This window comes from Sphingomonas sp. SphC10, from assembly GCF_057004845.1.
Window position 1 is genome coordinate 251,494 of sequence record NZ_CM168044.1, and the last position, 23,010, is coordinate 274,503.

At 65.0% G+C, this 23,010-nt stretch carries 16 protein-coding genes and 1 pseudogene; 13 read left to right on the forward strand and 4 right to left on the reverse strand.

Going from position 1 to position 23,010, the window contains the following annotated elements; genetic code table 11:
- The first annotated feature begins 257 nt into the window (after window positions 1-257).
- Window positions 258-1,565: an MFS transporter gene (locus tag ACWKSV_RS01130; RefSeq protein WP_191864825.1), complete on the forward strand. Its 1,308-nt coding sequence runs from the start codon at window positions 258-260 to the stop codon at window positions 1,563-1,565.
- Here ACWKSV_RS01130 and ACWKSV_RS01135 read toward each other — a convergent pair.
- On the reverse strand, window positions 1,474-2,589 hold the full coding sequence (locus tag ACWKSV_RS01135; RefSeq protein WP_083706596.1) for an ROK family transcriptional regulator: 1,116 nt from the start codon (window positions 2,587-2,589) through the stop codon (window positions 1,474-1,476). The genes ACWKSV_RS01130 and ACWKSV_RS01135 overlap by 92 nt on opposite strands.
- 178 nt (window positions 2,590-2,767) lie before the next feature.
- Between ACWKSV_RS01135 and ACWKSV_RS01140 the strand changes: the two genes are divergently transcribed.
- From ACWKSV_RS01140 to ACWKSV_RS01155, 4 genes are read left to right on the forward strand one after another with little or no spacing between them, the layout of a single operon-like run.
- A complete protein-coding gene (locus ACWKSV_RS01140; protein WP_483666830.1) occupies window positions 2,768-5,425 on the forward strand; it encodes a TonB-dependent receptor in 2,658 nt (885 codons plus the stop codon).
- Window positions 5,422-6,525: a hypothetical protein gene (locus ACWKSV_RS01145; protein ID WP_216637083.1), complete on the forward strand. Its 1,104-nt coding sequence runs from the start codon at window positions 5,422-5,424 to the stop codon at window positions 6,523-6,525. The genes ACWKSV_RS01140 and ACWKSV_RS01145 overlap by 4 nt, the downstream gene beginning before the upstream one ends.
- A gap of 13 nt (window positions 6,526-6,538) precedes the next feature.
- Window positions 6,539-7,108 carry a hypothetical protein gene (locus ACWKSV_RS01150; RefSeq protein ID WP_076715549.1) on the forward strand — a complete coding sequence of 190 codons (570 nt, stop codon included), beginning with the start codon at window positions 6,539-6,541 and terminating at the stop codon, window positions 7,106-7,108.
- A gap of 37 nt (window positions 7,109-7,145) precedes the next feature.
- Window positions 7,146-8,315 carry a glycerophosphodiester phosphodiesterase family protein gene (locus ACWKSV_RS01155; RefSeq protein WP_076715551.1) on the forward strand — a complete coding sequence of 390 codons (1,170 nt, stop codon included), beginning with the start codon at window positions 7,146-7,148 and terminating at the stop codon, window positions 8,313-8,315.
- 270 nt (window positions 8,316-8,585) lie between these two features.
- On the opposite strand, the gene ACWKSV_RS01160 is transcribed toward ACWKSV_RS01155, so the two are convergent.
- Window positions 8,586-11,003, reverse strand: coding sequence for a TonB-dependent receptor (locus tag ACWKSV_RS01160; RefSeq protein ID WP_191864827.1), 2,418 nt, complete (start codon window positions 11,001-11,003; stop codon window positions 8,586-8,588).
- Window positions 11,004-11,007: 4 nt separating this feature from the next.
- On the reverse strand, window positions 11,008-11,379 hold the full coding sequence (locus ACWKSV_RS01165) for a hypothetical protein (protein WP_076715554.1): 372 nt from the start codon (window positions 11,377-11,379) through the stop codon (window positions 11,008-11,010).
- 117 nt (window positions 11,380-11,496) lie between these two features.
- On the opposite strand from ACWKSV_RS01165, the gene ACWKSV_RS01170 reads away from it, so the two are divergent.
- Window positions 11,497-12,213, forward strand: a complete 717-nt coding sequence (locus ACWKSV_RS01170; protein ID WP_076715555.1) for a response regulator — start codon at window positions 11,497-11,499, stop codon at window positions 12,211-12,213.
- Window positions 12,210-13,622 carry a sensor histidine kinase gene (locus ACWKSV_RS01175; protein WP_237243561.1) on the forward strand — a complete coding sequence of 471 codons (1,413 nt, stop codon included), beginning with the start codon at window positions 12,210-12,212 and terminating at the stop codon, window positions 13,620-13,622. Before ACWKSV_RS01170 ends, ACWKSV_RS01175 begins: the two co-directional genes overlap by 4 nt.
- Window positions 13,623-14,235: 613 nt before the next feature.
- On the opposite strand, the gene ACWKSV_RS01180 is transcribed toward ACWKSV_RS01175, so the two are convergent.
- Window positions 14,236-14,826 carry a TetR/AcrR family transcriptional regulator gene (locus ACWKSV_RS01180; RefSeq protein WP_056439816.1) on the reverse strand — a complete coding sequence of 197 codons (591 nt, stop codon included), beginning with the start codon at window positions 14,824-14,826 and terminating at the stop codon, window positions 14,236-14,238.
- A 100-nt stretch (window positions 14,827-14,926) separates the two neighbouring features.
- Between ACWKSV_RS01180 and ACWKSV_RS01185 the strand changes: the two genes are divergently transcribed.
- The 6 genes and pseudogenes from ACWKSV_RS01185 to ACWKSV_RS01210 all read left to right on the forward strand — a co-directional run bounded on the left by ACWKSV_RS01185 (window position 14,927) and on the right by ACWKSV_RS01210 (window position 22,999).
- Window positions 14,927-16,123: an efflux RND transporter periplasmic adaptor subunit gene (locus ACWKSV_RS01185; RefSeq protein WP_156884223.1), complete on the forward strand. Its 1,197-nt coding sequence runs from the start codon at window positions 14,927-14,929 to the stop codon at window positions 16,121-16,123.
- Window positions 16,124-16,129: 6 nt separating this feature from the next.
- Complete coding sequence (locus ACWKSV_RS01190) at window positions 16,130-19,318, forward strand: efflux RND transporter permease subunit (RefSeq protein ID WP_191864828.1); 3,189 nt, start codon at window positions 16,130-16,132, stop codon at window positions 19,316-19,318.
- A 3-nt stretch (window positions 19,319-19,321) separates the two neighbouring features.
- Window positions 19,322-20,818, forward strand: a complete 1,497-nt coding sequence (locus ACWKSV_RS01195; protein WP_191864829.1) for an efflux transporter outer membrane subunit — start codon at window positions 19,322-19,324, stop codon at window positions 20,816-20,818.
- A gap of 5 nt (window positions 20,819-20,823) precedes the next feature.
- Window positions 20,824-21,468 (forward strand): TetR/AcrR family transcriptional regulator, encoded by a 645-nt coding sequence (locus ACWKSV_RS01200; RefSeq protein ID WP_076715561.1) that lies wholly within the window; start codon window positions 20,824-20,826, stop codon window positions 21,466-21,468.
- Between the two features lie 205 nt (window positions 21,469-21,673).
- Window positions 21,674-21,784: pseudogene (locus tag ACWKSV_RS01205) on the forward strand (IS481 family transposase); the annotation flags it as partial.
- A 153-nt stretch (window positions 21,785-21,937) separates the two neighbouring features.
- Window positions 21,938-22,999 (forward strand): helix-turn-helix domain-containing protein, encoded by a 1,062-nt coding sequence (locus tag ACWKSV_RS01210; protein ID WP_076715563.1) that lies wholly within the window; start codon window positions 21,938-21,940, stop codon window positions 22,997-22,999.
- The last annotated feature ends 11 nt before the right edge of the window (window positions 23,000-23,010 follow it).

The window sequence follows — 23,010 nt, forward strand, 5'->3', positions numbered from 1 at the left end:
TGCTCTAAACCAGGTCTGCCGTTCAATATGTCGGTGGCGAACGGCAAAATTGCCCCAGTCCCGGTCGTTCACGAAGGCTCGCTGAGCTCACCGGAGCGTTTGGTCCGCCTAAAAGAACGCGTGACAGGTGTCGGGCAGTCTCCCGGCAGGGCTGAGCGACCGGCATTGGGTCATATCCATGGACATGCAGAAGGAGGGGCTGTCGTCACAAAATCTTCGTGCGGATGTGCATCGAATGTCAGTATGGAGCCCTGGCAGTGATCGGATCGCCGCAGCGAATGGGCTGTATGCTCAGATACCTTTGTGCCCATTTCGCCAAGAGCCAGCTGTGGCATACGAGTGGTCTTCTCTTCGCGTTTTTCCTGACGGAAACCTGTGGCTTGACGCCGCGGGCGATGGGATGGGTTCTGGGACTGACCCTGTTCCTCAACGGACTGGCGGACCTAGCCCTTGGGGCGAAGCTCGATGGTCGAATTGCAGATGCGGCGGCGGCCGCGAGGTTGCAGGCGCGGGCCGCTCCCGCAGTGGCGGCTTGTTTTCTACTGTTCGCGATCACGCCTCTCATGCCGACCGGTTGCCGCGTGATATGGGCGCTGACCACGCTTAGCGGATTTCGGCTGATCTATCCGCTGGTCGATGTGGCGCAAAACGCGCTGGTGCCATTGATGACGCTGGATGCAGCCATGCAGCGCCGTTGGTTGGCGGCTCGGAATATCGCGTCAAGCATAGCCGCCTTGGCGGTGGTCGCCCTTGCTGTTCCGCTACTGATCAAGGGGCGGAGCGCCATGATCTATCCGCTATGGGCCGCCATGGTTGCCGGGGCCATGTGGTGGAGTTCGGCTTGGACGGCGCGGACGGCCTGGCCTTCGAAGTCGGCGTCAGGCGGGCCTCCGCCGGAGGGCGCCGAATCCTTCGATCTGCCAGTCGTCCTTCTGGCTTTGGCGGCGATGATGTTCGCACTGACGTTATTCCGCACGCTGGAGCCCTATTTCGCGGCGTTCGCCAGCCACAGGATCGAGCTGATGTTATGGGCAGCGATCGGTGCGCCGATCAGCCAGCCGCTTTGGGTTTTCTGGATCGACCGACACGGCGCGGCGCGCGCCCTGATCGGCATGGCCGCAACTCTACTGCTGGCAGCGCTAGTCCTCTCTGAGTCGATCCGTGCGTCAAGTGTTGGTGGGGTGACCATAGGCATCCTCTTTGGCGCCGGGACCAGCGGCCTATGGCTGGTTCTTTGGGCCATGATGACCCAGCGGGCCATACCTGGCCGCGCATTACGCTATGTTGGCTCATTCACCTGTATGTCGAAGCTGGCGCAAGGAGCAGCTGTATTGCTCGTCGGCCAAATCTTGGCGAGGACGACCTACAGCCAGACATTAGCCGACCCCGCGTCTCCGCCGTCGCGGTTGATGATGATGGCGCTGCTGGCGACGGCGGGGGTGGCCATCGGCCTGGCCGCGTATCGGTTCGGAATCAGCCGAACAGGGTTTTTTGGAATAGCAGCGAAGCGGCGCCCAGCGGCGCGCTCCATTCCGGTTCCAGATCGGCCACGACCAGCCGGGTAGCGGGGGCGCGGCGCCCTCGGCGGGCGGGCAGCGATTCTTCGGGCCAGTGTACCCCGGTGACGATCGCTTGGGCGAGGGGGCGGGGGATGCGACCGCCTATGATGATCGCCTCGCAATCCAGCATGAAGCGCACCGCGTTGAAAAAATAATAGAAATCCGCACGATGGGTTGTCAGCCACGCCGCGACACCAGGCCAAGCCGGGTCGAAGCGCGTAACCAGATCGGCAATGCTGTCGGTTGCGATGCCGTGCTGGCTCAGCGTCAAACGCAGGTCGGTCAGGTTGGGCGTGGCACGGCCCGATAGCGGGAACAGCCCCGCAATCTCCCCGGCATTGCCGTGACGGCCCCGCCACAGTTGTCCATTCAGCACCAGCCCTGCGCCAAAGCCCGCCGCGATATTGACGTAACAGAAGCTGTCGAATCCTGCTCCCGCCCCCAGCAGCCTTTCGCCGACCGCGGCGGCACTGGCGATGTTCTCCACCTGGCAGGCCATGCCCAGCCTTTGCCCGAGCGTCTCACGCAGATCGACCAGACCCCATTCCGCGATCTCATCAGCCGGGTTGAGTATATCGGGTTCGACGAAATAGCCCGCTACCGCCGCGCCGATTCCACATAGCCGGTCGCGGTCCGCGCCCGCGTCCGCCAGCGCCTGTTCGCCGAACGTCTCGGCCCCGGACAGGATCGCGTCGAGCGGCATACCGGGCCTGGTGAGTTCCTGGCGCGCGCGGATCCGCCCTGCCAGGTCAACCAGTATGATGTCAGCGCGGTCGGTCATCACCGACAGCCCCAGGCTGAACGCCGCATCGGGGACGATATGGACGGTCGCGCTGGGTGCACCGCGCCCCGCCGCAACGGTATCGCCGATCTGCACCAGTCCGGCGGCCGCCAGTTCCTCCGTCGCGCGAAAGACGGCCGTGCCCGACAGGCCGGTGTCGCGCATCAGGGTCGCGCGGGACACGGCACCGTGGCGGCGGATCATTCCCAAGATCATGCGCGCGCGCCAGGTCAGCGCCTCTTTCATCATGCCGTCCTTCTAACCCTATCTCGGGTCTTGTCGCCATCCATCCTAAAACTGTCAAATTAATTGCATACAGAGTGTAACGAATGAATTGCAGAGGGGTGCAGCGGTGATGACAAGGTTTGTGGAACGGCGGATAGTGGCGTTGCTGGGAACGACATTCATCGGATTGTGGCCGGGGAGCGTGCTTGCGCAGCAGGTCATGGGGACGGCGCAGTCCGAGACGCAGGGCGACATCGTCGTAACCGGCTTCCGCGCGTCGCAGCGTTCCGCCGTTCAGGTGAAGAAGAAGTCCGACGTCATTCTGGACGCGGTGGGGCAGGACGATGTCGGCCGTCTGCCGGATCTGAACATCGTCGAGGCGAGCCGGCGGATCGCGGGCGTCTCGGTGGTCGGGGGCGCGGACCCGACGAAGAACCGTGACATCTACCAGCGGGCGACGATCCGGGGCCTCGATCCGCGCTACAATCTCGTCACCCTCGACGGTATTCCGCTCGCCTCGCCCGACTGGATCTTTCGCGGCGCCCGGTTGGACATGCTGCCGTCCTCGCTCGTCTCGCGGATCGAGGCGGTCAAGAGTGTTACCGCGCAGTATGATCCGCACGCACTGGGCGGACAGATCAACATCCTGTCGAAAAGCGCCTTCGACCAGCATGGCGAACGCTTCTTCGTCATGAATGCCAATGGCGGCTATAACGACACAGCGGGCAAGCTGGTGCGCAGCGGCGGGCCATCGGTTCGGGCCGACGCCACCGCGTCGACGCTGTTCGGCGCGGACCGGACCTTTGGCGTGGTCGCCTCGGTCGAGTATCAACGCCTGCCCTCGACCGCGCGGGCCGAGTTGCCCGGTGACACGCTGGGCGCGGGGTGGAGCTATTACACGCCCGGGGGCACGGCGACGCCGTTCCCGAACCTGTCGACCGGCTTTCTCGTGCCGATCCGCAACCAGGATTATTTCTTCGAGAATATGCGGACGCGCCTGTCGGGCAATCTGAAGCTGGAATGGCGGCCCGATGATGCGACCCAAATGTCGCTGTTCGGCGGCTATTACCACGATACCGACACGGAGACCCGGTACGAGACGCTCGCCCTGCCGACAGGAGCGCCGTTCAATGTCACACGCGGCAGTGGTCAGTTCGCGCTGGGCGATTTCCAGCAGGGCCTGACCTTTCAGCCCGTGAAGCGTGACACCTATCTGGTCGATGCCAAGGGGTATCATGATTTCGGGGGCGGCCTGGTCCTCGACGCGACGCTGGCGCGATCGATGGCGACCTATCGCGAGAACCGGCAAATGATCAAATGGGACTCCAATCCCAGGCCGGGCAGTTCGTCGGTCGGCTATCTACCCGCTTTCGGCTACAGCTATCGGATCGTCGACGGACGACTACGGCTGACCTTCAACATCCCCGCCGTCGCGGCCGATCCGAACAGCTATCGTCCGCTTTATTTCCGCAATATCGAGCGCGACCTGGATTCGACGGTCGATTATGCCAAGGTCAATCTGGGCTATAATGCCGGGGCCGACGAATTGGGCTTCGGCGTGAATGTCGGCGGTGCCGTAACTCGCACCGACTTGAGCTACAACCAGAGCTATGTCGAATATGTCGCGGCGAGCGCGGCCGACCAGAACCGGATCGGTGGCCTGTCCGGGCTGATCTATCCGCAGATGCCCGCCACCTATGAGACGCCGGGCATCCCCTACATGCTTATCAACCGCGATGCCGCGTGGCAGCGGTTTGATACGCTGCGGTCGTCCTTCATCACGACGAACCAGATCGCCAACAATTTTGCCGACGATTTCCACGATCTGGAAACGGTGCGCGCCGCCTATGTCCAAGGGCTGTTCCGCGCCGACCGCTTCAATATGCAGGCGGGCGTACGGTATGATCAGACGAACCTGATCGTCGACACCAACCAGGCGCCGACCACCATTGGGACAACCGCCTATACGCTGGTGCGCCGTCGATCCAAATATGGCTTCTGGCTGCCCTCTGCGCTCGCCACCTATGAATTGGGCGACGGCATGCGGCTGCGCGCGGGCGTCTCCAAGACGATCGGGCGGCCCGACTATAGCCAATATGCCGCACGCACGAGCTTCGGTGTCGGCACGAACAATGTGCTGACCATCAACACCGGCAACCCCGATCTACGCCCGCGCGAAGCGTGGAACTACGACCTGTCCTATGAATGGTATATGGGCAGTGCGGGCATGATCTCGGTCGCCGGGTTCGTGAAGGACATCCGCAACGAGATCTTCACCTCGACCCGGCAGGCCCCACCCACGTCCTTCCAGGGCGTCACCTATCAGAATGTCTTCATCAGCACGCCGATGAACTCGGCCAAGGCCAAGGTGAAGGGGCTGGAACTCAGCTATACGCTCGACAGGATTCCCGTGGTGCCAGGCCTGGGGGTGAATGCAAACCTCACGCTGCTCGACGGATCGTTCGACCAGCCGGTCAGCATAGCGGGCCAGGCCGCGGGGCTCCCTGCGACGCGGGCGACGTCCGGACTGATCCAGCAGCCCGACTATATCGCCAACATGACCGTGTTCTACGTCACCGGCCCGGTCGAGCTGCGCGCGTCCTATAACCGCATCGGCCGCGCGCTTCAGTCAGCCGACGGCGATACGCCGACGCGTGACCTCTATCAGCAGCCGCGCCAGCAGCTCGACCTTCAGGCACGCCTTGCGGTGCGGCCCGATCTGGAGCTGGTCGGGCAGGTGCAGAACCTGACCAAGGAGCCATTCACCGTCCGCCAGGGCATTCGCCAGCAATATGTGAACTATTTCTTCCCGGTCGGTCGTACCTTCTGGCTCGGTCTCTCGTGGAAGCCCCGGCTGTGAGGCGCGCGGTCCTGACGGCGGCGGGCATGATGCTCGCGGCCCTCCCGGTCACTGCCGCGCCGCACGAGGACGGCATGGTGCGCGTCGTGCTGAAATTCGTGAAGCGCGACGGGGGCGGAGGCGTGCGGTTCGACCCCGCAACCTGCCCGGCCTGCGCGCCCGTCACCGACGCCTATTGGAATGCGGACAACCGCCTTGAAACGGTCGTCGCGCTCATCGTGCCGTGGCGCCGGACGCTGGAACTGGGGTTCGACGGCGCGGCGGAGAATATCCGCCGCGTCCTGTTGGAAAGCGGCAAAATCGGTTTTCGACGCGAAGGCAGTCGCCTCATCGTCGCGCTGCCGCCGCTCGACCATGATGCGATCACGGCGGGCGAGGTCGCGACCCATATCGTCGAGCCGGGCATGGTATTGCGGTTCGAACATGCCGATCCGGCGCGGCGGGCAGGGGCCTATGCCAGCGGGGCCTTTCCCGCGCTCCAGCGCGATGCCGCCAATACGCTGGAATTCGCGCAGCGCGAGGTCGTGCGACGCCTGAAGCTGGGCGAGGAGGTCGAGCGGCGCGGGATCGGGCGCATCCAGATCATGGGTTTCGACACCAATGCCCCGCACGGCCATGTCGACGCCCCGCCGCATATGCATATGCACCTGCGCTGGCCCGGCGGTGCGGGCACGCATATCGGCCATTATTATATCGGCGCGGACGGGCTGCTGACCCATAATATGGTCGGCATCAAGGGAATGGGCGCGCCCGATCGGCGCTTCGATCGCGGCCAGACTTTTACGACCATCGGCGCGGACGACCATCCGGCCTATAGCTATCGTATCACCGAACAGGGCTGGCTGGAGATTGGCCGAGCGGGCGAGGCACCATGCGTGATCTCGCCTCTCGGTCGACGCGGCTTTGCCGATGGCGCGCATGTCCGCTGTCCGGGCACGGCCGATGCGCCGATCACCGTGCACGACGATCTGGCGCGGGGCGTGCTGACCGTGACCACTGGCCGGGTCGTGGAGACCTTCCGCTACGCGACCGACAATGGCGCATTGCTGTCGCCGGTCGCGCCGCCACCCGCTGCGCCCTCGGTTCCACCCGCCGAATGAATTGGAGTCTGTCATGTCCTCCCGTATTTTCTTTTCGTCCGGCCGACGGCCGCTGATCGCCGTGCTGATGCTGTTCGCATTGCTCGGCCTGTCGGCGGCACTGTGGCACCATAGCCGTTTGGATACAGGCGGGCAGGCGATCACCGTCGTCGCGGGAACATCGCCGGAAGCACCGGCTCCAGCAGCGCCCGTCACTGGGGTTTCCGCAGCACCCGCCTCCCCAGCGACGCTCCCCGATTTCGACCGGCTGTCCGACCCAGAGCGTCAGGCGATTTTTGCCAGCCACCCGCGCGACGAAGCCTGGGCGAGCGCAAAGGAGGCGGCGCTAAGCCATCGCTTGTCCGGGCTGGCGGACGGTCTTTCGATCACCGGCGTGACCTGTACCGACCGGCTGTGCGTCGTGGAAGGGCGGCTTGCGGCTTCCCCTGTGCGCACTCGCGACCAAGCCGTCGCGCTCCTCAAGAATGGCCCGCTCGACCATGGCTATGGCGATGCGGGCATGACGAAATTGGGTTTGGGGACGATCAATGCCGACGACACCGGCAATCTGACCTTCACCCAATATATCGCCCGCGCCGACTGACGGCACCGGCACCGACTGTCCAACAGGGAAGGAATGTATGATGCGTTTCTCGAAGTTCCGGCTTGCCGTCCTGTTTGCCGCTACGGCCATGACGTCCGCGGCGATGGCCGCCACCAATTATTCGCCCGCCAAGGTCATCCAGGCGATGAAGAAGGATAATACACGCCTGCGCATCATTGCCGAGCACCGCGGCTATTTCCACCAGGATTGCCCCGAAAACTCGATTTGCTCGATTGAAGAAACGACCCGCGAAAATGTCGAAGCGGTCGAGATCGACGTTCGCGAATCCGGTGACGGGACGCTGTGGCCGATCCACGACACCACGCTCGGCCGGATGACCAATTACAGCCTGAATGGTCGGCTGTTCGACCCCTATTCCACCTCTCAGGAGAATGAACACAACAATCCCCAGATTAGCCGGGTACGCGACGCCCTGTTGGAAAAGCTCAAGCTGCGCGACCCGCTGGGGGCCGTCACCGACTATGCGTTTCTGCCGCTGGAAACCATGATGCACAAGGTGGACCAGTTGAATCGCAACTTGGTCTATATCTTCGATATCAAGACAGCGAGCGGCATTTCCAAGACCGCTGACATGATCTGGCGGTTGGGGATCCAGGACCGCTCGATCCTGAAGTTCAACAGCACGCTCACCAGCCCCAGCTACGTCCATTCGCTGACTGGCGGCCTGTATTTCGTGCCGGTGATCGGGACGGGTAGCCTGGATACCATCGCCGACCATTATCATCAGGAGAAGAGTACGCCCGCCGAGCGTGTCGGTGCCTATGCCATGGACTATGCCCACACGGCGGGCTTCGTCTATTTCGAGCTACGCAACAAGATGTTTGGCGGCAGGACCTCCGGCTCCGAGTTGAGCGGCGTGTATTTCGAGGGGCCTATGCTGAAGCTGGATACGCAGCTGGCCTTTGCCGGTGTCCCGATCGGTGGTTTCTCGCCGCAGGTCGAACATTATGCCCGTAACGGTCAGCCGGGCACGGGCTATTACTCGGTCGACGGCCATTGCTGCACCCCGCTAGAGGCGCGGCTGGATAGCTCTCGCGATTTTGGCAACGATACGCGCGACGACCGGAGCAACACCCACCAGATGGTCGCGGTGAACCAGGTCATCATCGCCGAACGCGCTGGCGACGCCCTGGCCGAAGCACGCCGCACCGGTGCGCGGGCGGATCAGAATAGCATCCTGTACTGACAATGGTGTGGCACCTGCCTGTCGGGGCGGGTGCCACACACCAGTTTTCCAACTCGCCTGGTATGATGCCGCTCGCCCGTGATACGGCGTCGACCTGGCCGATAGGCTAAAGAAGACCCCACCCGTCAGTGGTACCTCGTGCGCAGGCTGATCAAAAATGCGACCTTAACGGATGGCGGATGCTGGTAAGAGAGCGGAATGCCCTGAACGTCGGAAAATGTGCCCTATGTATGACACGGGATGAGGGCTGATATTCGTCCACCTGCTACGCTACAGTATTTTCCGCAAACCAAATGCGACCGTCCGCCCCACCGGGTTGAGATAGGCATTCTGATAGATCAAAGGCGTGCCGCCCAAGCCATCGCGCACGCTCTGGCGCATGTCGAAGATATTCGTCACGCCCAACGTCATGCGCGTGCCCTTGAGCCAGGAAGGAGCCTTGGATCGCCCGAGCTGATCGGCGACGTTGGCGAATAGCGCGAGGTTGATCGTCGCCAGGGCGCCAAATTTCAGATCGCCGGCCGGCGCCCCCGAGCCGCGGATCGATGTCCCGCTCTGCCATGTGGCGGTGATGCGTGCGCCCAGACCGCGCTTGAAGGCGCTGGCCTGGAACTCCACCTCGTGCCGGGGGCGACCGCCGCGGGCGTCCAGCGCACCCCCATCGAGCAGGTCCAGAACCGGCCCACCGGGACGCAGCGATACGCTGTCCTCCAGCCGCCAGCTGTGTTGCAGCGACAGCATCAGCCGGCTCGTGAGGTTTTCGACCCGTCGTGCGGCAGGGCTCCCGGCCTCCACCGTCTCCAGGCGCGCGCCAGGCGGCAGGCGGCGCTTGGCCTCTTCGAGACTGGGGAATACGCGGACGTTGGCGTTCTGCAGGCCGGGCGGTAGCGGGCCGAGCGGCCGCATGAAGCTCAGGCCCCAGCGGATTTGCTGCTGGTTCGATCGCGCAAAGTTGATCGGCGTCGCGTCGATACGCTGCAGGCGACCCATCGTGTCGCGGGTAAAGCGGTCCGGGAACGCATCCTCCACCTGCGGCAACGCGATGGGAAAGGCAGCGATCGGATCGTCGATCCGCGTGCGGATATAGTCGACAGTGAATATCAGATCCGTCCTGGCCATCGGCTTGAAGGTGGCGCCTGCGCTAAGGACGTGGCGATCGTCGGCGCGAAGGCCGGGATTACTGCCAAAGCTGCGCGTGATATCGACCGTCTCCCCACGGCGCGCATCGAAGGTGCGAACGTTGGGCACGATGATCAGCGGCGCGCCGAGCTGTTCGACCGTCGGGGCCGATCGCGTGTCGCTGACCGATGCGAGCAGCGATAGCCTAGGCAGGGGTGTCCAGTGTAGGCCGTAGCCCAGGGTCCATAACGTTCCCATGTCCGACAGTCGTTCCGCAGCGACGGTCGCGTTGGCCGACAGCGCACCGATCGACATGGGCGACGGCGTCGCGGCCCCCGCGATCGGCAGGTCGATGTTGGCCTGGAAGCTGGCGGTGTCGCGCTCCAGCGACCCGATCCGCGTCGACGTACCTAGTTGGGATCGGCTGCTGACATCGCGCGTCGTGACGCCCGATCGCAGGCTGAGGGACGCGGCCCCGGCCGGCAGGGTGAAGGGTGATCCGTTGACCAGCAAGTCGGTGTTGGCCGTCAGGGTAGCGAAGCGTGCAAGGTTCTGCGGAGTGGCGGGAACGCCGGTGTCGGTCATGCTGTCGTTCGTAGTGCGGTCGAGGTTGCCGGTCGCGGTCCATTGCCACTGGTGCACCCGCCCGGCGATCGTCGTGCCGAGATGCAGTGTCGCGCTGTCGACGTCGCGGCGCAGCACGCCATCCGGTCCCAGCCCGACAAGTGCCTTGGTCTTGCTCGTCTCGACCCGGGCGTTCAGCGTTGCCGCCACGTCGGCAAGCGGATTGGCCGCGACGGTCGCATTCAGGGTGACGCGGTGGGTCGCGGGCAACAGCGTGCGATAGTCGCCAAGCGGTGATCCGACGCTCGGCTGCCGCACGTCGCGCTCGCTTTCGAGCAGGGCGCTCGACCGGCTGACATCGGCATCGAGCATCGTGCGCGTATCGCCGTGGATGCGCAGATAACCGGCGCCGCCGGCAGTCGTCGCCTGTCCTCCCGCGGTCGGCCCGGCGATGCTGCCCTGGACGATCCGCGACGTGAAGCGTTCGAAGGCGACGACGTTCACCACCTTGCGATCGGCCGGATATCCGTATTGAAGTGCGACCTCTTCGGGCAGAATCTCGGTCCGTTCGATCGCTTCGGTGGGAAGCCGGGCGATTTCGGCAAAGCTCGACACGCGGCGGCCGTTCAGCAGGACGATTGGATCGGCCGATGCGTCATTGCGCCCGCTCGACACCTGCGCGCCGAGCGTCTGGATCAGCTCGGACACCGTCGCTGTGCCATAAGATCGGATGTCGAGGGCCGATAGTGTGCGTTCGGGCTTGATATCGCCGATGACCGAACCACGCGGTGGCCGCCCGTTGACGACGATGTCGCTAGACGGGGTCGTCGGTCGCGCCGGTGGTAGTGCGTCCCTGTACTGCTCGCGCAGTTTCCGCTGGACGTCCTCGGGTAGGGGCTGGCCGTTCGGTCTGCGGAATTGGATGGCAGGCGGCGGGGGCAGGGAAGAAGCGGGGGGCGTTACCTGGGCTGCCGCGAGCATGCCCATGCCGATGATCGTCGTCATCGCGTCACGAGGTCCGCTTCGCCGCGAAGGGCAGGGTTGCAAGACCTGCGATATTTACATCGCCAGCCAGCGTCGTGCCGCCAGCATCGAGCGTCACGACAAAGGTCACTCGGGGTTCGGACTTCAGGCTGAATGCCGCACAGCCCCCTGTCACCGACACCGCCTCAAGCGGCCGCCAGCCCTGCGCTCTCGACGATTGGTAGCGCCCCGACCACCCTGTCGCATTGCGGGTTAGTTCGAACGTCCAGTCGGCTCCTGCGAATTCACCGATCCAGCGTCCGGCGACGTGATCGGCCGGCTGATTCGATGCGCACGCCGGCGCCGGTACGGGGGCCACGGCGGGCAAGGCCATGGCGAGAAGGATGGTCGGGATCATAAGGCTCTCCGGATCGAAGCGAGGTTCAGGAGAGCAGATCGAGGTAGCGGGACGATGCCGCGTTCGTGACGGTGCGCGATACGAAGATGCTACAAAGCCGTGCTATCGACTGATGCGATGCACAGCGCTGCCATATCCCGAAACCGTATCGTCGTGGTGGACGACGACACCAGCATCCGCGACGCCTTGGCCGATTATCTCGGCGATCATGGCTATGCAGTCCGCACCGCCAGTGGTGCCGTCGCCTGTGGTCGCTTGCTGGCCGAGGCGCCGGCCGACCTGCTGGTGATCGACGTGATGATGCCGGGGGAGGATGGATTGTCGCTGTGCCGTCGTCTGGCTCCGACCGGCACGCCGATCCTGATGCTGAGTGCGCTCGATGGCGTTACCGATCGCGTCGTCGGGCTGGAGGTCGGGGCATGGGATTATCTGGCCAAGCCGTTCGAGCCGCGCGAATTGCTGGCGCGCGTCCGGGCGTTGCTGCGGCGACCGTGCATGGATCGCCCAGCGGTACACGGCGATGCGGTTGTGTTCGCCGGCTGGTGGTTCAGCCCCGACGAACGCCGCCTGCGCGATCCGCACGGGCGCCCGTTGCTGCTGAGCGAAGGCGAGCACGCACTATTGACCGCTTTCGTGCGGCGCCCCGGACGGGTGCTCAGCCGGGATACCCTTCTCGACATCGCGCGGGGACTGGACGCTGCGTCCTATGATCGGGCGATCGACATCGCCGTCAGCCGGTTGCGTCGCAAGCTGGCGGAAGGTGACGGTACGCCGCTGATCGAAACCGTTCGCGGGGCGGGCTATCGCTTTCTGCCCGCGGTTAGACCGGCATGATGTGCAGCGTCTGGCGGCGGGCGAGCGCCCTGACCGCGATCGGTGGGTTCAGCGTCGCGATCGCCGTGCTCAGCGTTGCGATCACCGCCAGCATCGTCCTGCTGATGCCCGATCCGCCCGCCATGCGTATGACCGTTGCCGACGCCGTCGCGGCGCTGCGGGGTACGAACGCCGGTCTGGCCCGCACGATCGGGCGTCCCCCGAACGGGTCGCCAGCGGCGCTGCTTCGGCGGGTTTTGGCGCAGGCGGTCGGCCAGCCGATCGCGGACGTGCGGGTCGTTTGGATCGATCGGAGCGCCCGTCCGACCCGCAGTGACGGTGTCGTCGTCTTCACGGCGCGCGGCAAGGGCGAGGCCGTCGGCAAGATGCTGTGGCCGGGCGGCACCCCGCCCAGCGGACCGGTCGTCATCCGCCGCCAGGGCGTGCTGCCCATGCGGATCGTTCCGAGAGGCATGACGGATTCGCTGATCGGCAAGGTCTTGCTCACGTTGCCACAACCCGCATTTGCCGCCAGCGTGCGTCTGGCGGATGGCCGATGGCTGACCGTCGCGCCACAGTCGCCGACCTTTGGCGGGTGGCGGATGAAGGTGCTGGTCGCGCTCGTCGCCAGCCTCGCGGTCCTGGCGCCCCTCGTCTGGCTGTTCGCCCGACGCCTTACCCGACCGTTTCGCGCACTGGCGTCAGCCATCGACGACGGCCGCGATCCACCGCAAGCGCAAGGGCCGCGCGAATTGCAGGATGCCGCGCGCGCGATTCTCCACCTGCGCGCGCGCCTGTCCGCCGAAACCGATGAACGCATGCGCATGCTAACCGCTGTCGCACACGACCTGCGCACCCCGTTGACCAGCCTGAAGCTGCGGATCGAAGCAGTGCCGGAGCCGCAACGCGCCCGTATGGCCGCAGACGCCGACCGCATGGGCGCGATGATCGCCGATGTCCTTGATTATGCTCGCGCGGCCAACGCCTTGCGACACCCGGTGCAGGTCCGGACGATGGTATCGGAGATCGTGGCAGACCTGCCGACTGTGCGCCTGATGGACGGACCGGAGATCACGGTGATCGCGGTCGAGCCGGCCTTTCGGCGGGCAGTCGAAAATCTCGTTCGTAATGCCGAAGACTATGCCGGTGGCGGCCGGGTCGAGGTTGCCAACGAAGGCGACACCGCCATCGTCCGCGTGATCGATGCCGGTCCCGGCATACCACCCGCCGACCGTGCTCGATTGTTGCGCCCGTTCGAACGTGGTGACGCGTCGCGCAGCCGAGACACGGGCGGGGTGGGACTGGGGCTCAGTATCGTACAGACATTTGCTGATCTCCACGGCGGGACATTGTCGTTGGACGAAGCGCAGGGCGGCGGGACAATTGTGACATTGGCCGTCCCTGCGCACCCGTCCGCACCCGGCCGGTAGCAGCGGCCCGATCAGCGACAATTCCTCATCCGACAAACCGATCCGCTCGCCCAAGCCTGCCTCCGAAAGCCAGCCTTGAATTAGTGGTGGGGCACGCCGTTAAGCTTTATCCACGATGCCAAGCTCGTCGAGCGACTGGCATATGATAAGATTGATCTCACCCGCATCGACAGCTGCGCGCAACCTTTTGATCCCTGGGCAGCCAGGCTGGTAGCCCGAAATCTCCGGATCGAGCCACGTCGCCACGATTCTGCCGCCAGAGGAATCGACGCGCGGCGCACTCGCCACCAATTGGTCGTCGGATAACTTGGCCGTTTGAAGGTGTGCGAATGTCTGCCGTATGATGCGACGCGATGTCGACCGGACAGAGTCATAGGAGCGGCGCGCGGACGTTCCCCTCGATGCCTATAAATGAGCGATTTGGGGCTTGGTCTTGAACCGGGAAAAGAGGGAAATCAGCCCCGACATGCGCAGCGGGTCGCCAAGTCAGGTCGCTTACCCCAGCTTACTCGCAGAACTTGGATCAGATCGCGATGCTCGCAACAACGGGGCCTGACGGACGGATTCACTGCCTGCCTTCCGCCCCGACAGAACGACCCGGATCGGCGTGATCCTATTTCGCGCCTTCGATCAGACAGTCGATCAACTTGTCGCTGGCGGGCTTTACCTCTTCCTGATGAAGCGTCCGTGCGCAGACCGAACCGAGCGAGATGATCATGAAGGCCTGCGCCAAGGTGCGGTGTTCGTCCTCCACCACGTCGCTGCCCATCAATCCGGCGAAGGCGCGACTGATATTCTCGAAGGCCTGGGCGCGCACGTCGAGGAAGATCGCCCGTATCCGCTCGTTGCGCGCCGCCTCCGCCGCAATCTCCAGGAAAAGCCGATCGCCGCATTCGTCCTTGCGGCAGGGCGTCGAGACCAGCCAGCTGATGATCCCGGCCCGGTCGCGGTTGGTCAGCGCCGTGTTGAGCGTGTTCTGGTCCGCGATCCGTTCGCAGTCCGCCGCCACGATCGCGGCGATGATGTCCTCCTTCGAGGGAAAGTCGCGGTACAGCTGCTGCACGGCGACACCGGACTCCTTGGCGATTGCAGCTATCCCCGTGGCATGAAAGCCGTTTTCGACGAACAGTCGACGGGCGACCTCCTTGATGGTGTTCCGGCGCAGGTCGGCGCGCGTGGGGGCAGTGCAATCGATATTCGTCACAATGGGGCCTCTTCTAATCAGTTGACGCGCTCGATCGGCGGGCCTAACTCCGCTGTTTGTGAGTGATCGCTCTCAAACAATTTTTCAAGCGGGAAATGATATGTCTTCCAATCGGCTTATGGGTCGTGTGTTGGCATCTGCCGCCTTGCTCGCACTGGCCGCTTGCGGTGCCGGTGGCAAGCAACAGCAGCAGCAGGCGGCGCAGGGACCGGCGCCGGTCAGTTATGTGGTGGCGAGCGAGCAGCCTGTCACCCTCACGACCGAATTGCCCGGCAGGACCACCGCATTCGAAACCTCCGATGTTCGGCCCCAGGTCAACGGCCTGATCACCCAGCGGCTCTTCGTCGAGGGTGACATGGTCCGCCAGGGCCAGCCGCTATATCATATCGATCCGGCACCCTACCAAGCTCAGGTCGCCAGTGCCCGCGCCGCGCTGACCCGTGCGCAGGCGAGCATCGCGTCGAGCGCCGCGCTGGCGCGCCGCTATGGCGAACTGGTCAAGATCAACGCGATCGCCCGCCAGGAGTATGAGAACGCCCAGACCAGCGCCGCCCAAGCGCGTGCCGACGTCGCGGCGCAGCAGGCAGCCCTCCGCTCGGCGCAGATCGATCTGGCTCGCACCACCATCCGTGCGCCGATCACCGGCCGGATCGGCCGTTCGGTGTTCACCACCGGTGCGCTGGTGTCCGCGTCGCAGGCCGACGCGCTGGCCACCATTCAGCGCATCGACCCCATTTATGTCGATATCCAAGAGCCGAGCGCCGAACTGCTGAAGCTGCGGCGCCAGATCATGAGCGGCCAGCTGACCCGCGACGGCAATGCCCGGGTCCGGCTGAAGCTGGAGGACGGCAGCGACTATGGTCCGCAGGGTACGCTCCGCTTCGCCGACGTCACCGTCGACCCGACCACCGGATCGCAGGTGATCCGCGCATTGTTCCCCAATCCCAATGGGCTGCTGCTGCCCGGCATGTTCGCCCGCGCCTCGCTGGTCGAGGGAACGCAGTCCAATGCCTTCCTGGTGCCCCAGCGTGCGGTCAGCCGCGACGAAAAGGGCCAGGCGACCGTGATGGTGATCGGTGCGGGCAACAAGGTCGAGGGGCGCACGCTCCAGACCGGGCGGTCGGTCGGCGACAACTGGCTGGTCACCAGCGGGTTGAAGGCCGGGGACAAGATCATCGTCGAAGGCGGCATGATGCTGCGCCCGGGTATGCCGGTGCAGGGCAAGCCGTGGAATCCCAACGCCAAGCCCGCGGCCGCGCAGCCGCAACAGGGCTCGGCGCAGACACAGGCGAAGTAAACGGCCATGTCACGCTATTTCATCGATCGTCCGATCTTCGCCTATGTGCTGGCGGTGATGGTCGTCATCGCGGGGCTCTTGTCCCTGCGCTCGCTGCCCATCGCGCAGTTCCCGGCGATTGCGCCGCCCGCGGTCTCGATCACGGCCAACTATCCGGGCGCTGACGCCCAGACGCTGGAGAACACCACCACCCAGATCATCGAGCAGCAGATGAAGGGGATCGACCACCTTCGCTACTTCTCGTCCTCGTCGTCCTCGGCGGGCAGCGTGACGATCACGTTGACCTTCGAACAGGGGACCGATCCCGACATCGCGCAGGTGCAGGTCCAGAACAAGCTGCAGGCGGCGACCCCGCTGCTGCCGCAGGAGGTTCAGCGCCAGGGCATCATCGTCGCCAAGGCGACGCAGAATTTCCTGCTGTTCGTCGGCCTTTATTCCGAGAACGGCAAGCATGACGCGGACGATCTGGCCGATATCGTCGCCTCGCGGATTTCCGATCCGCTGTCACGCGTGACGGGCGTCGGCGATACCCAGATCTTCGGGTCGCAATATGCGATGCGCATCTGGGTCGATCCGATCAAGCTCAATAACTATGCGCTGACCATGGCGGACGTGACCAACGCGGTCACGGCGCAGAACGCGCAGGTCTCGGCGGGCCAGATCGGCGCGCAGCCCGCGCCCAAGGAGCAGATGCTCAACGCGACCGTCTCGGTCTCGTCGCGTCTGACTTCCCCTGAGCAGTTCGCCCAGATCCGCCTGAAGAGCAACACGGACGGTTCGATCGTCCGGCTGGGCGATGTCGCGCGCGTCGCGATCGGGGCCGAAAACTATGCCTTCTCGGCACAGTGGAACGGCAAGCCCGCCTCGGGCATCGGCATCAAGCTGGCCCCCGGTGCCAACGCACTCGATACCGTCGTCGCGGTCAAGGAACGGGTGAACGAACTCGCCAAGACCTTCCCGTCGGACGTCAAGGTCATCTTCCCCTACGACACCTCGCCCTTCGTGCGGCTGTCGATCGAGCAGGTGATCGAAACGCTGGTCGAGGCGGTCGTGCTCGTCTTCCTCGTCATGTTCCTGTTCCTGCAGAATTTCCGTGCGACCCTGATCCCGACGATCGCGGTGCCGGTGGTGCTGACGGGGACGTTCGCGGTGCTCGCGGCGTTCGGCTATTCGATCAACACGCTGACCCTGTTCGGTATGGTGCTGGCCATCGGCCTGTTGGTCGACGACGCGATCGTCGTGGTCGAGAATGTCGAGCGCCTGATCACCACCGAGCATCTGTCGCCCAAGGAGGCGGCGCGCAAGTCGATGGACGAGATCACCGGCGCGCTGATCGGCATCGCGGCGGTGCTGTCCGCCGTGTTCCTGCCGATGGCGTTCTTCGGCGGGTCGACCGGCGTCATCTATCGCCAGTTCTCGATCACCATCGTGTCGGCGATGGTGCTGTCGGTCGCGGTCGCGCTGATCCTGACGCCCGCGCTATGCGCCACCATCCTGAAGCCGCACGATCCGAACAAGGCTGAAGGCCATGGTCCGCTGGCCCGTTTCTTCCGCTGGTTCAACGACCGGTTCGACCGTGGTCGCGACCGCTATGAAAAGGGCGTCCGTTCGACCGCGCGGCGCTGGGGGCGGTCGCTGATCGTCTATGCACTGATCGTCGTCGGCATGGCCTTCCTGTTCATGCGACTGCCCAGCGGCTTCCTGCCCGACGAGGATCAGGGCGTGATGATCGCACTGGTTCAGGGCCCGCCGGGGGCGACCACGGCGCGGACCCAGAAGGGCCTCGACCTCGTCCGCGATCATTTCCTGAGCGATGCGGGCGATGCCATTCGCGGTGTCTACACGATCAACGGCTTCAGCTTTGCAGGCCAGGGTCAGAATAGCGGTATTGCTTTCATCCCGATGAAGGAGTGGAAGGACCGCCCCGGCGCGCAGAACAAGGCGCAGGCGATCATCGGCCGCGCCATGGGGGCGTTCGCCCGTTACAATGACGGCCTGATCTTCGCGGTCATCCCGCCCGCCGTCCAGGAACTGGGCAATGCCACCGGCTTCGACATGCAGCTGGTCGACGAAGGCGGCATCGGACACGACAAGCTGCTCGCCGCGCGCAACATGTTGCTCGGCATGGCGTCGCAGAACAAATCGCTGGTCGGCGTGCGCCCCAACGCGCTCGACGACGCGCCGCAGCTCAAGGTCAATGTCGACCAGGACAAGGCGCGCGCGCTCGGCCTCGACCTGTCGACCGTCAACAGCACGATCGCGACCGCCTGGGGTGGTTCCTATGTGAACGACTTCATCGATCGCGGCCGGGTGAAGCGCGTCTATATCCAGGCCGATGCCGCCTATCGCATGGCGCCCGAGGATATCGGCGACCTCTATGTGCGCGGGGCCACGGGCACGATGGCGCCGTTCACCGCCTTCTCCTCGTTCGACTGGCATCAGGGGCCGATGCAGCTCACTCGCTATAACGGTCAGCCCTCGATGGAAATCCTGGGCCAGGCTGCGCCGGGCGTGTCGTCGGGCGCTGCGATCAAGGCGATGGAGGAGATGCAGGCCAAGCTGCCGCCCGGCACCCGGCTCGACTGGACCGGTCTCAGCTATGAGGAGCAGCTGTCCGGCGGTCAGGCGCCTGCGCTCTATGGGTTGTCGCTGCTGATCGTCTTCCTGTGTCTCGCCGCGCTGTACGAAAGCTGGTCGGTGCCGATCTCGGTCATGCTGGTGGTGCCGCTGGGCGTGGTCGGTGCGCTGCTGGCCGCGATGCTGACCGGGCTGAACAACGACATCTATCTCCAGGTCGGCCTGATCACCACGATCGGCGTGTCGGCGAAGAACGCGATCCTGATCGTGGAGTTTGCCGAGGAGAAGATGCGCGAGGGGCTGAGTGCGTTCGATGCAGCGATCGAGGCCGCCAAGCTTCGCCTCCGTCCGATCCTGATGACCAGCCTGGCCTTCGTGTTCGGCGTGTTCCCGCTGGCCATCGCCAATGGCGCAGGAGCAGGGGGGCAGAATGCGATCGGTCGCGCCGTGGTGGGCGGCATGTTGTCGGCGACGATCCTGGCGATCTTCTTCGTGCCGATGTTCTTCGTCGTCGTCATGCGGCTGTTCGATCGCAGCAAGCAACGCAAGGCCGAGGGCGATACGCATCCCCACGACGATGGCCACTCCGACATGCCGTCCGTGCCGCAGGGAGTTTGATCCATGATCCGTTCCAAATCCGCACTCGCGCTGCTGGCGGCCACGATGCTCGCCGGGTGCAATCTCGCCCCCAAATATGTCCGGCCGGTGGGCGCGGTCCCCGCGACCTTGCCTCAGGACGGCATCTATCCCGCTGCCGCGACGGATGCGCCGGACGTCACCCGGATCGGCTGGCAGTCCTTCTTCACCGACGATCGCCTGCGCCGCACCATCGCGTTGGGGCTGGAGAATAATCGCGACCTGCGCGTCGCGGCGGCGAATGTGCTTCAGGCGCGCGCGCAATACCGGGTCCAGCGCGCCGATCTGGTCCCGTCGACCAACCTGTCGGGCTCGGGCACCTATACCAACAACATCCAGGGCGCCGCAGGCGCTCTGGGTGGAGCGGCGGGTGGCGGAACCGGCGCGGGGGCGGGGACCGGTACCGGCGGAACCGGCGCCGGCCTAGGCACGGGTGTCGGCTCCTCCTCGCAGAACCTGGAATTCTATTCGGCCAATGTCGGTTTCTCGGCGTTCGAGCTCGACCTGTTCGGACGCGTCCGCAATCTCAACCGCGCCGCACTGGAACAATATTTCGCGACCGAGGAAGCCCAGCGCGCAACCCGGATCAGCCTGATCGCCGAAATCGCGACGGCCTGGCTGACCTATGCCTCGGACCAGGATCAGCTTCGCATCTCGCAGGAGTCGTTGAAGTCCTTCGCGCAATCGCTGGAGCTGACGCGGGCGCAGTTCCGGATCGGCGTCGCCTCCGAGCTTGAGGCGCGGCAGGCCGAAACCACCTATCAGGGCGCACGCAACGACATCGCCGTGCTGAAGACGCGGGTGGCGCAGGACAAGAACGCGCTCGACCTGCTGGTCGGCGCGCCGGTGCAGAGCGATCTGTTGCCGCAGGGTCTGGGTGACGGGAATGCGGCCTTGCCTTTGCTGCCCACCGGCCTGTCCTCCGACATCCTGCTGCGCCGCCCCGACGTGTTGCAGGCCGAGCATCAGCTGATCGCGCAGAACGCCAATATCGGCGCAGCGCGCGCGGCGATGTTCCCGCGTATCTCGCTGACCGCGACCCTGGGGACGATCAGCACCGCGCTGAGCGGCCTCTTCGCGGGCGGCAGCTTCACCTATACCGGCGCGCCGTCGGTCTCGCTGCCGCTGTTCGACGGTGGGCGGATCCGGGGCAATCTGGACGCCGCGCGCGCGCAGCAGCAGGCGGCCGTCTCGACCTATGAAAAGACCGTCCAGACGGCGTTCCGCGAAGTTGCCGACGCTTTGGCCCAGCGCGGCACCATCGACGAGCAGATCGCGGCGCAGACGGCCCGCGTCGAGGCGGCGAACGTCGCCCTGAAGATTTCCGACGCGCGGTATCGGACGGGCGTCGAATCCTTCCTGACGACGCTGGATTCTCAACGCACCGCCTATTCGGCGCAGCAGTTGCTGGTGACCACCCGCCTCAACCGCGAGAGCAACATGGTCGAGCTGTATCGCTCGTTGGGCGGTGGGCTGAACTAGGCGATATGGGCGATGCCGACACCTTGTCCGCGCGCCATGGCGGCCCGGCCATGCCGGTCGCCTCGCGCGGCCGCCCCAGTCTCGAACGGGCGGCGGAGATCGGCAATCTGGTCGTCGAGGCCGCGATCACGGCCTTTGTCGAACAGGGGCTGGATATCTCGATCGAGCAGATCGCCCAGTCGGTCGGCGTCAGCAAGCAGGCCGTCTATCGCCGCTGGTCGAGCAAGATCCAGCTCCTGATGGACGTGATGGACCGGGTGATGGCCAGGGTCCATTCCAACCTGACCCGCGACCTGCCCGACGACGCCTTCCTCGCCCTGAGGGAACTGTCCCGCCGCATGTGCGAGCCGGACGGCGGGGTACGCGAACGGAGCATGACGATCCTCATGGCGGAGGCGCTGGAGGACACCGCCGTGCGCCATTGGCTCGGCTCCTGGCGCGACAAGCACTTCGCCTTCTACCGGCGATACGTCACGGCGGTCCTCTCCGACGAACAGTCCGAACGGTCCGCCGAGACGGTCGCGAGGATATTGCACGATATCGTCGAGGGGGTCAGCCGAGAGGCCTACTGGCAGGATCTGTCCGAAGCGGAATGCGCGACGCTGTTCCTGCGCAAGTGGGATGCGAGTTTGCCCCTGTTGCATGGGTGATCGCATGTCGAAGCCGCTCTCGCTCGACCGACGCCGATGATCGGCTCCGTGGAGCCCGGTATTTGATCCCACGGTCTGACGGCGCGATCCTTTCGTTGAAATGGCGGGATGTCGAATGGGGCGGGTACGTCAGCCCCGCGATCGTCACACCGCCTAGTCCCGCCAGATGCGCCTCGACACGATCTGCGAGCCGATCGCCAGCTCCAAGACGCTCAGCGGGCGCCCGCCCTGCGAATATATCGCAAGGATCCGGATGCCAGAGCCAGATCGGTTCATCGTGGACCCGATCCACCAGTTGCCGGGACCGAATGGCTGAACGCAGATAGCGGCGGCAGGCTCGTTGGCTTGGCCCTGCGCTTGGCAGGCGCAGCCCCCATTGACACCATGGAATTCCGGTTTTGTAGCAGCCTCGCCGATTGCATTTTCGGCTCTCGATCACCGCTGGCCAAGAGAGAACCGCTTGCCCTTCATGGAAGCCTCGTTGCACGGTGGCATTGCGACCTTGCTGGCTCTGGCGATCGCGCTTTTCCTCAGCGAGGCGCCCAGCCGTGCTGGTCGTTATGGCGCGGCCCTGGCCTTTGCCGCACTGCTGGCGGAGGTGGCGGGACTGCCTTTCGTGCAGGACCGAGCCGGGCTCGCCACGTTGCTACAGGTCGGCGGATCGGCCAGCCTGCCGCTCTTCTGGCTGTTCGCCCGCTCCTGGTTCGATGACGATTTCCGGCCGGGGCTTGTCGAACTGGCCCTGGCGATGGGCTATCTTGGCCTGAGCGCGACCGTGATCGGCGGCGAGCGGGGGACGCATGCGCCGCTTCATGCGCTGGACGGGCTGCTCTATGCCACGGGCATCGCGCTTACCGTCGATGCGCTGCGCCATGCCTGGTCGAACCGGGCCAGCGATCTGATCGAGGCGCGGCGACGGGCGCGGGTGGCCTTTGTCGTCATCGTCACCATCGTCGTGCTCTGGACGATCGGCGCGGAGATCGTCGGGCGGGCCTTTGGCGGCTTTGTGCTGGCCGGTATCGTCGGCACGATCGGCATGTTGATGGGGACATTCGGCCTGGCGTTGCTGCTGTTCGGGCTGAGGCATCGGGAGATGTTCGCATCCGCCCCGCCCAACGGCGTACCGTCCCCGGCGGCGGTCGTCGATCCCGCCCCGGTGCCCGATGCGGACGAGCCGCTTGCCAGCGCCCTGGACGTGGCGATGACGCAGGAGCGCCTGTATCGCGACCCGGAGCTGACCATCGGTGCGATCGCCATGCGGCTGGGCGTGCCGGAATATCGTGTGCGTCGGCTGGTCAACGGCCGCTTCGGGCATCGCAATATCAGCGACTATCTGAACGGCCTGCGCGTGGCCGAGGTCTGCGCCGCGCTCGCCGATCCCGAACAGGCCCAGGTGCCGATCCTGACCATCGCGATGGATGCGGGCTTCGGCAGCCTGGCGGTCTTCAACCGTAGCTTCAAGGCGCGGCAGGGCGAGACGCCCAGCGCCTATCGCCGCCGCCATCTGGAGATTTCGTCCCCCATGGACTGATCGATTCCGAA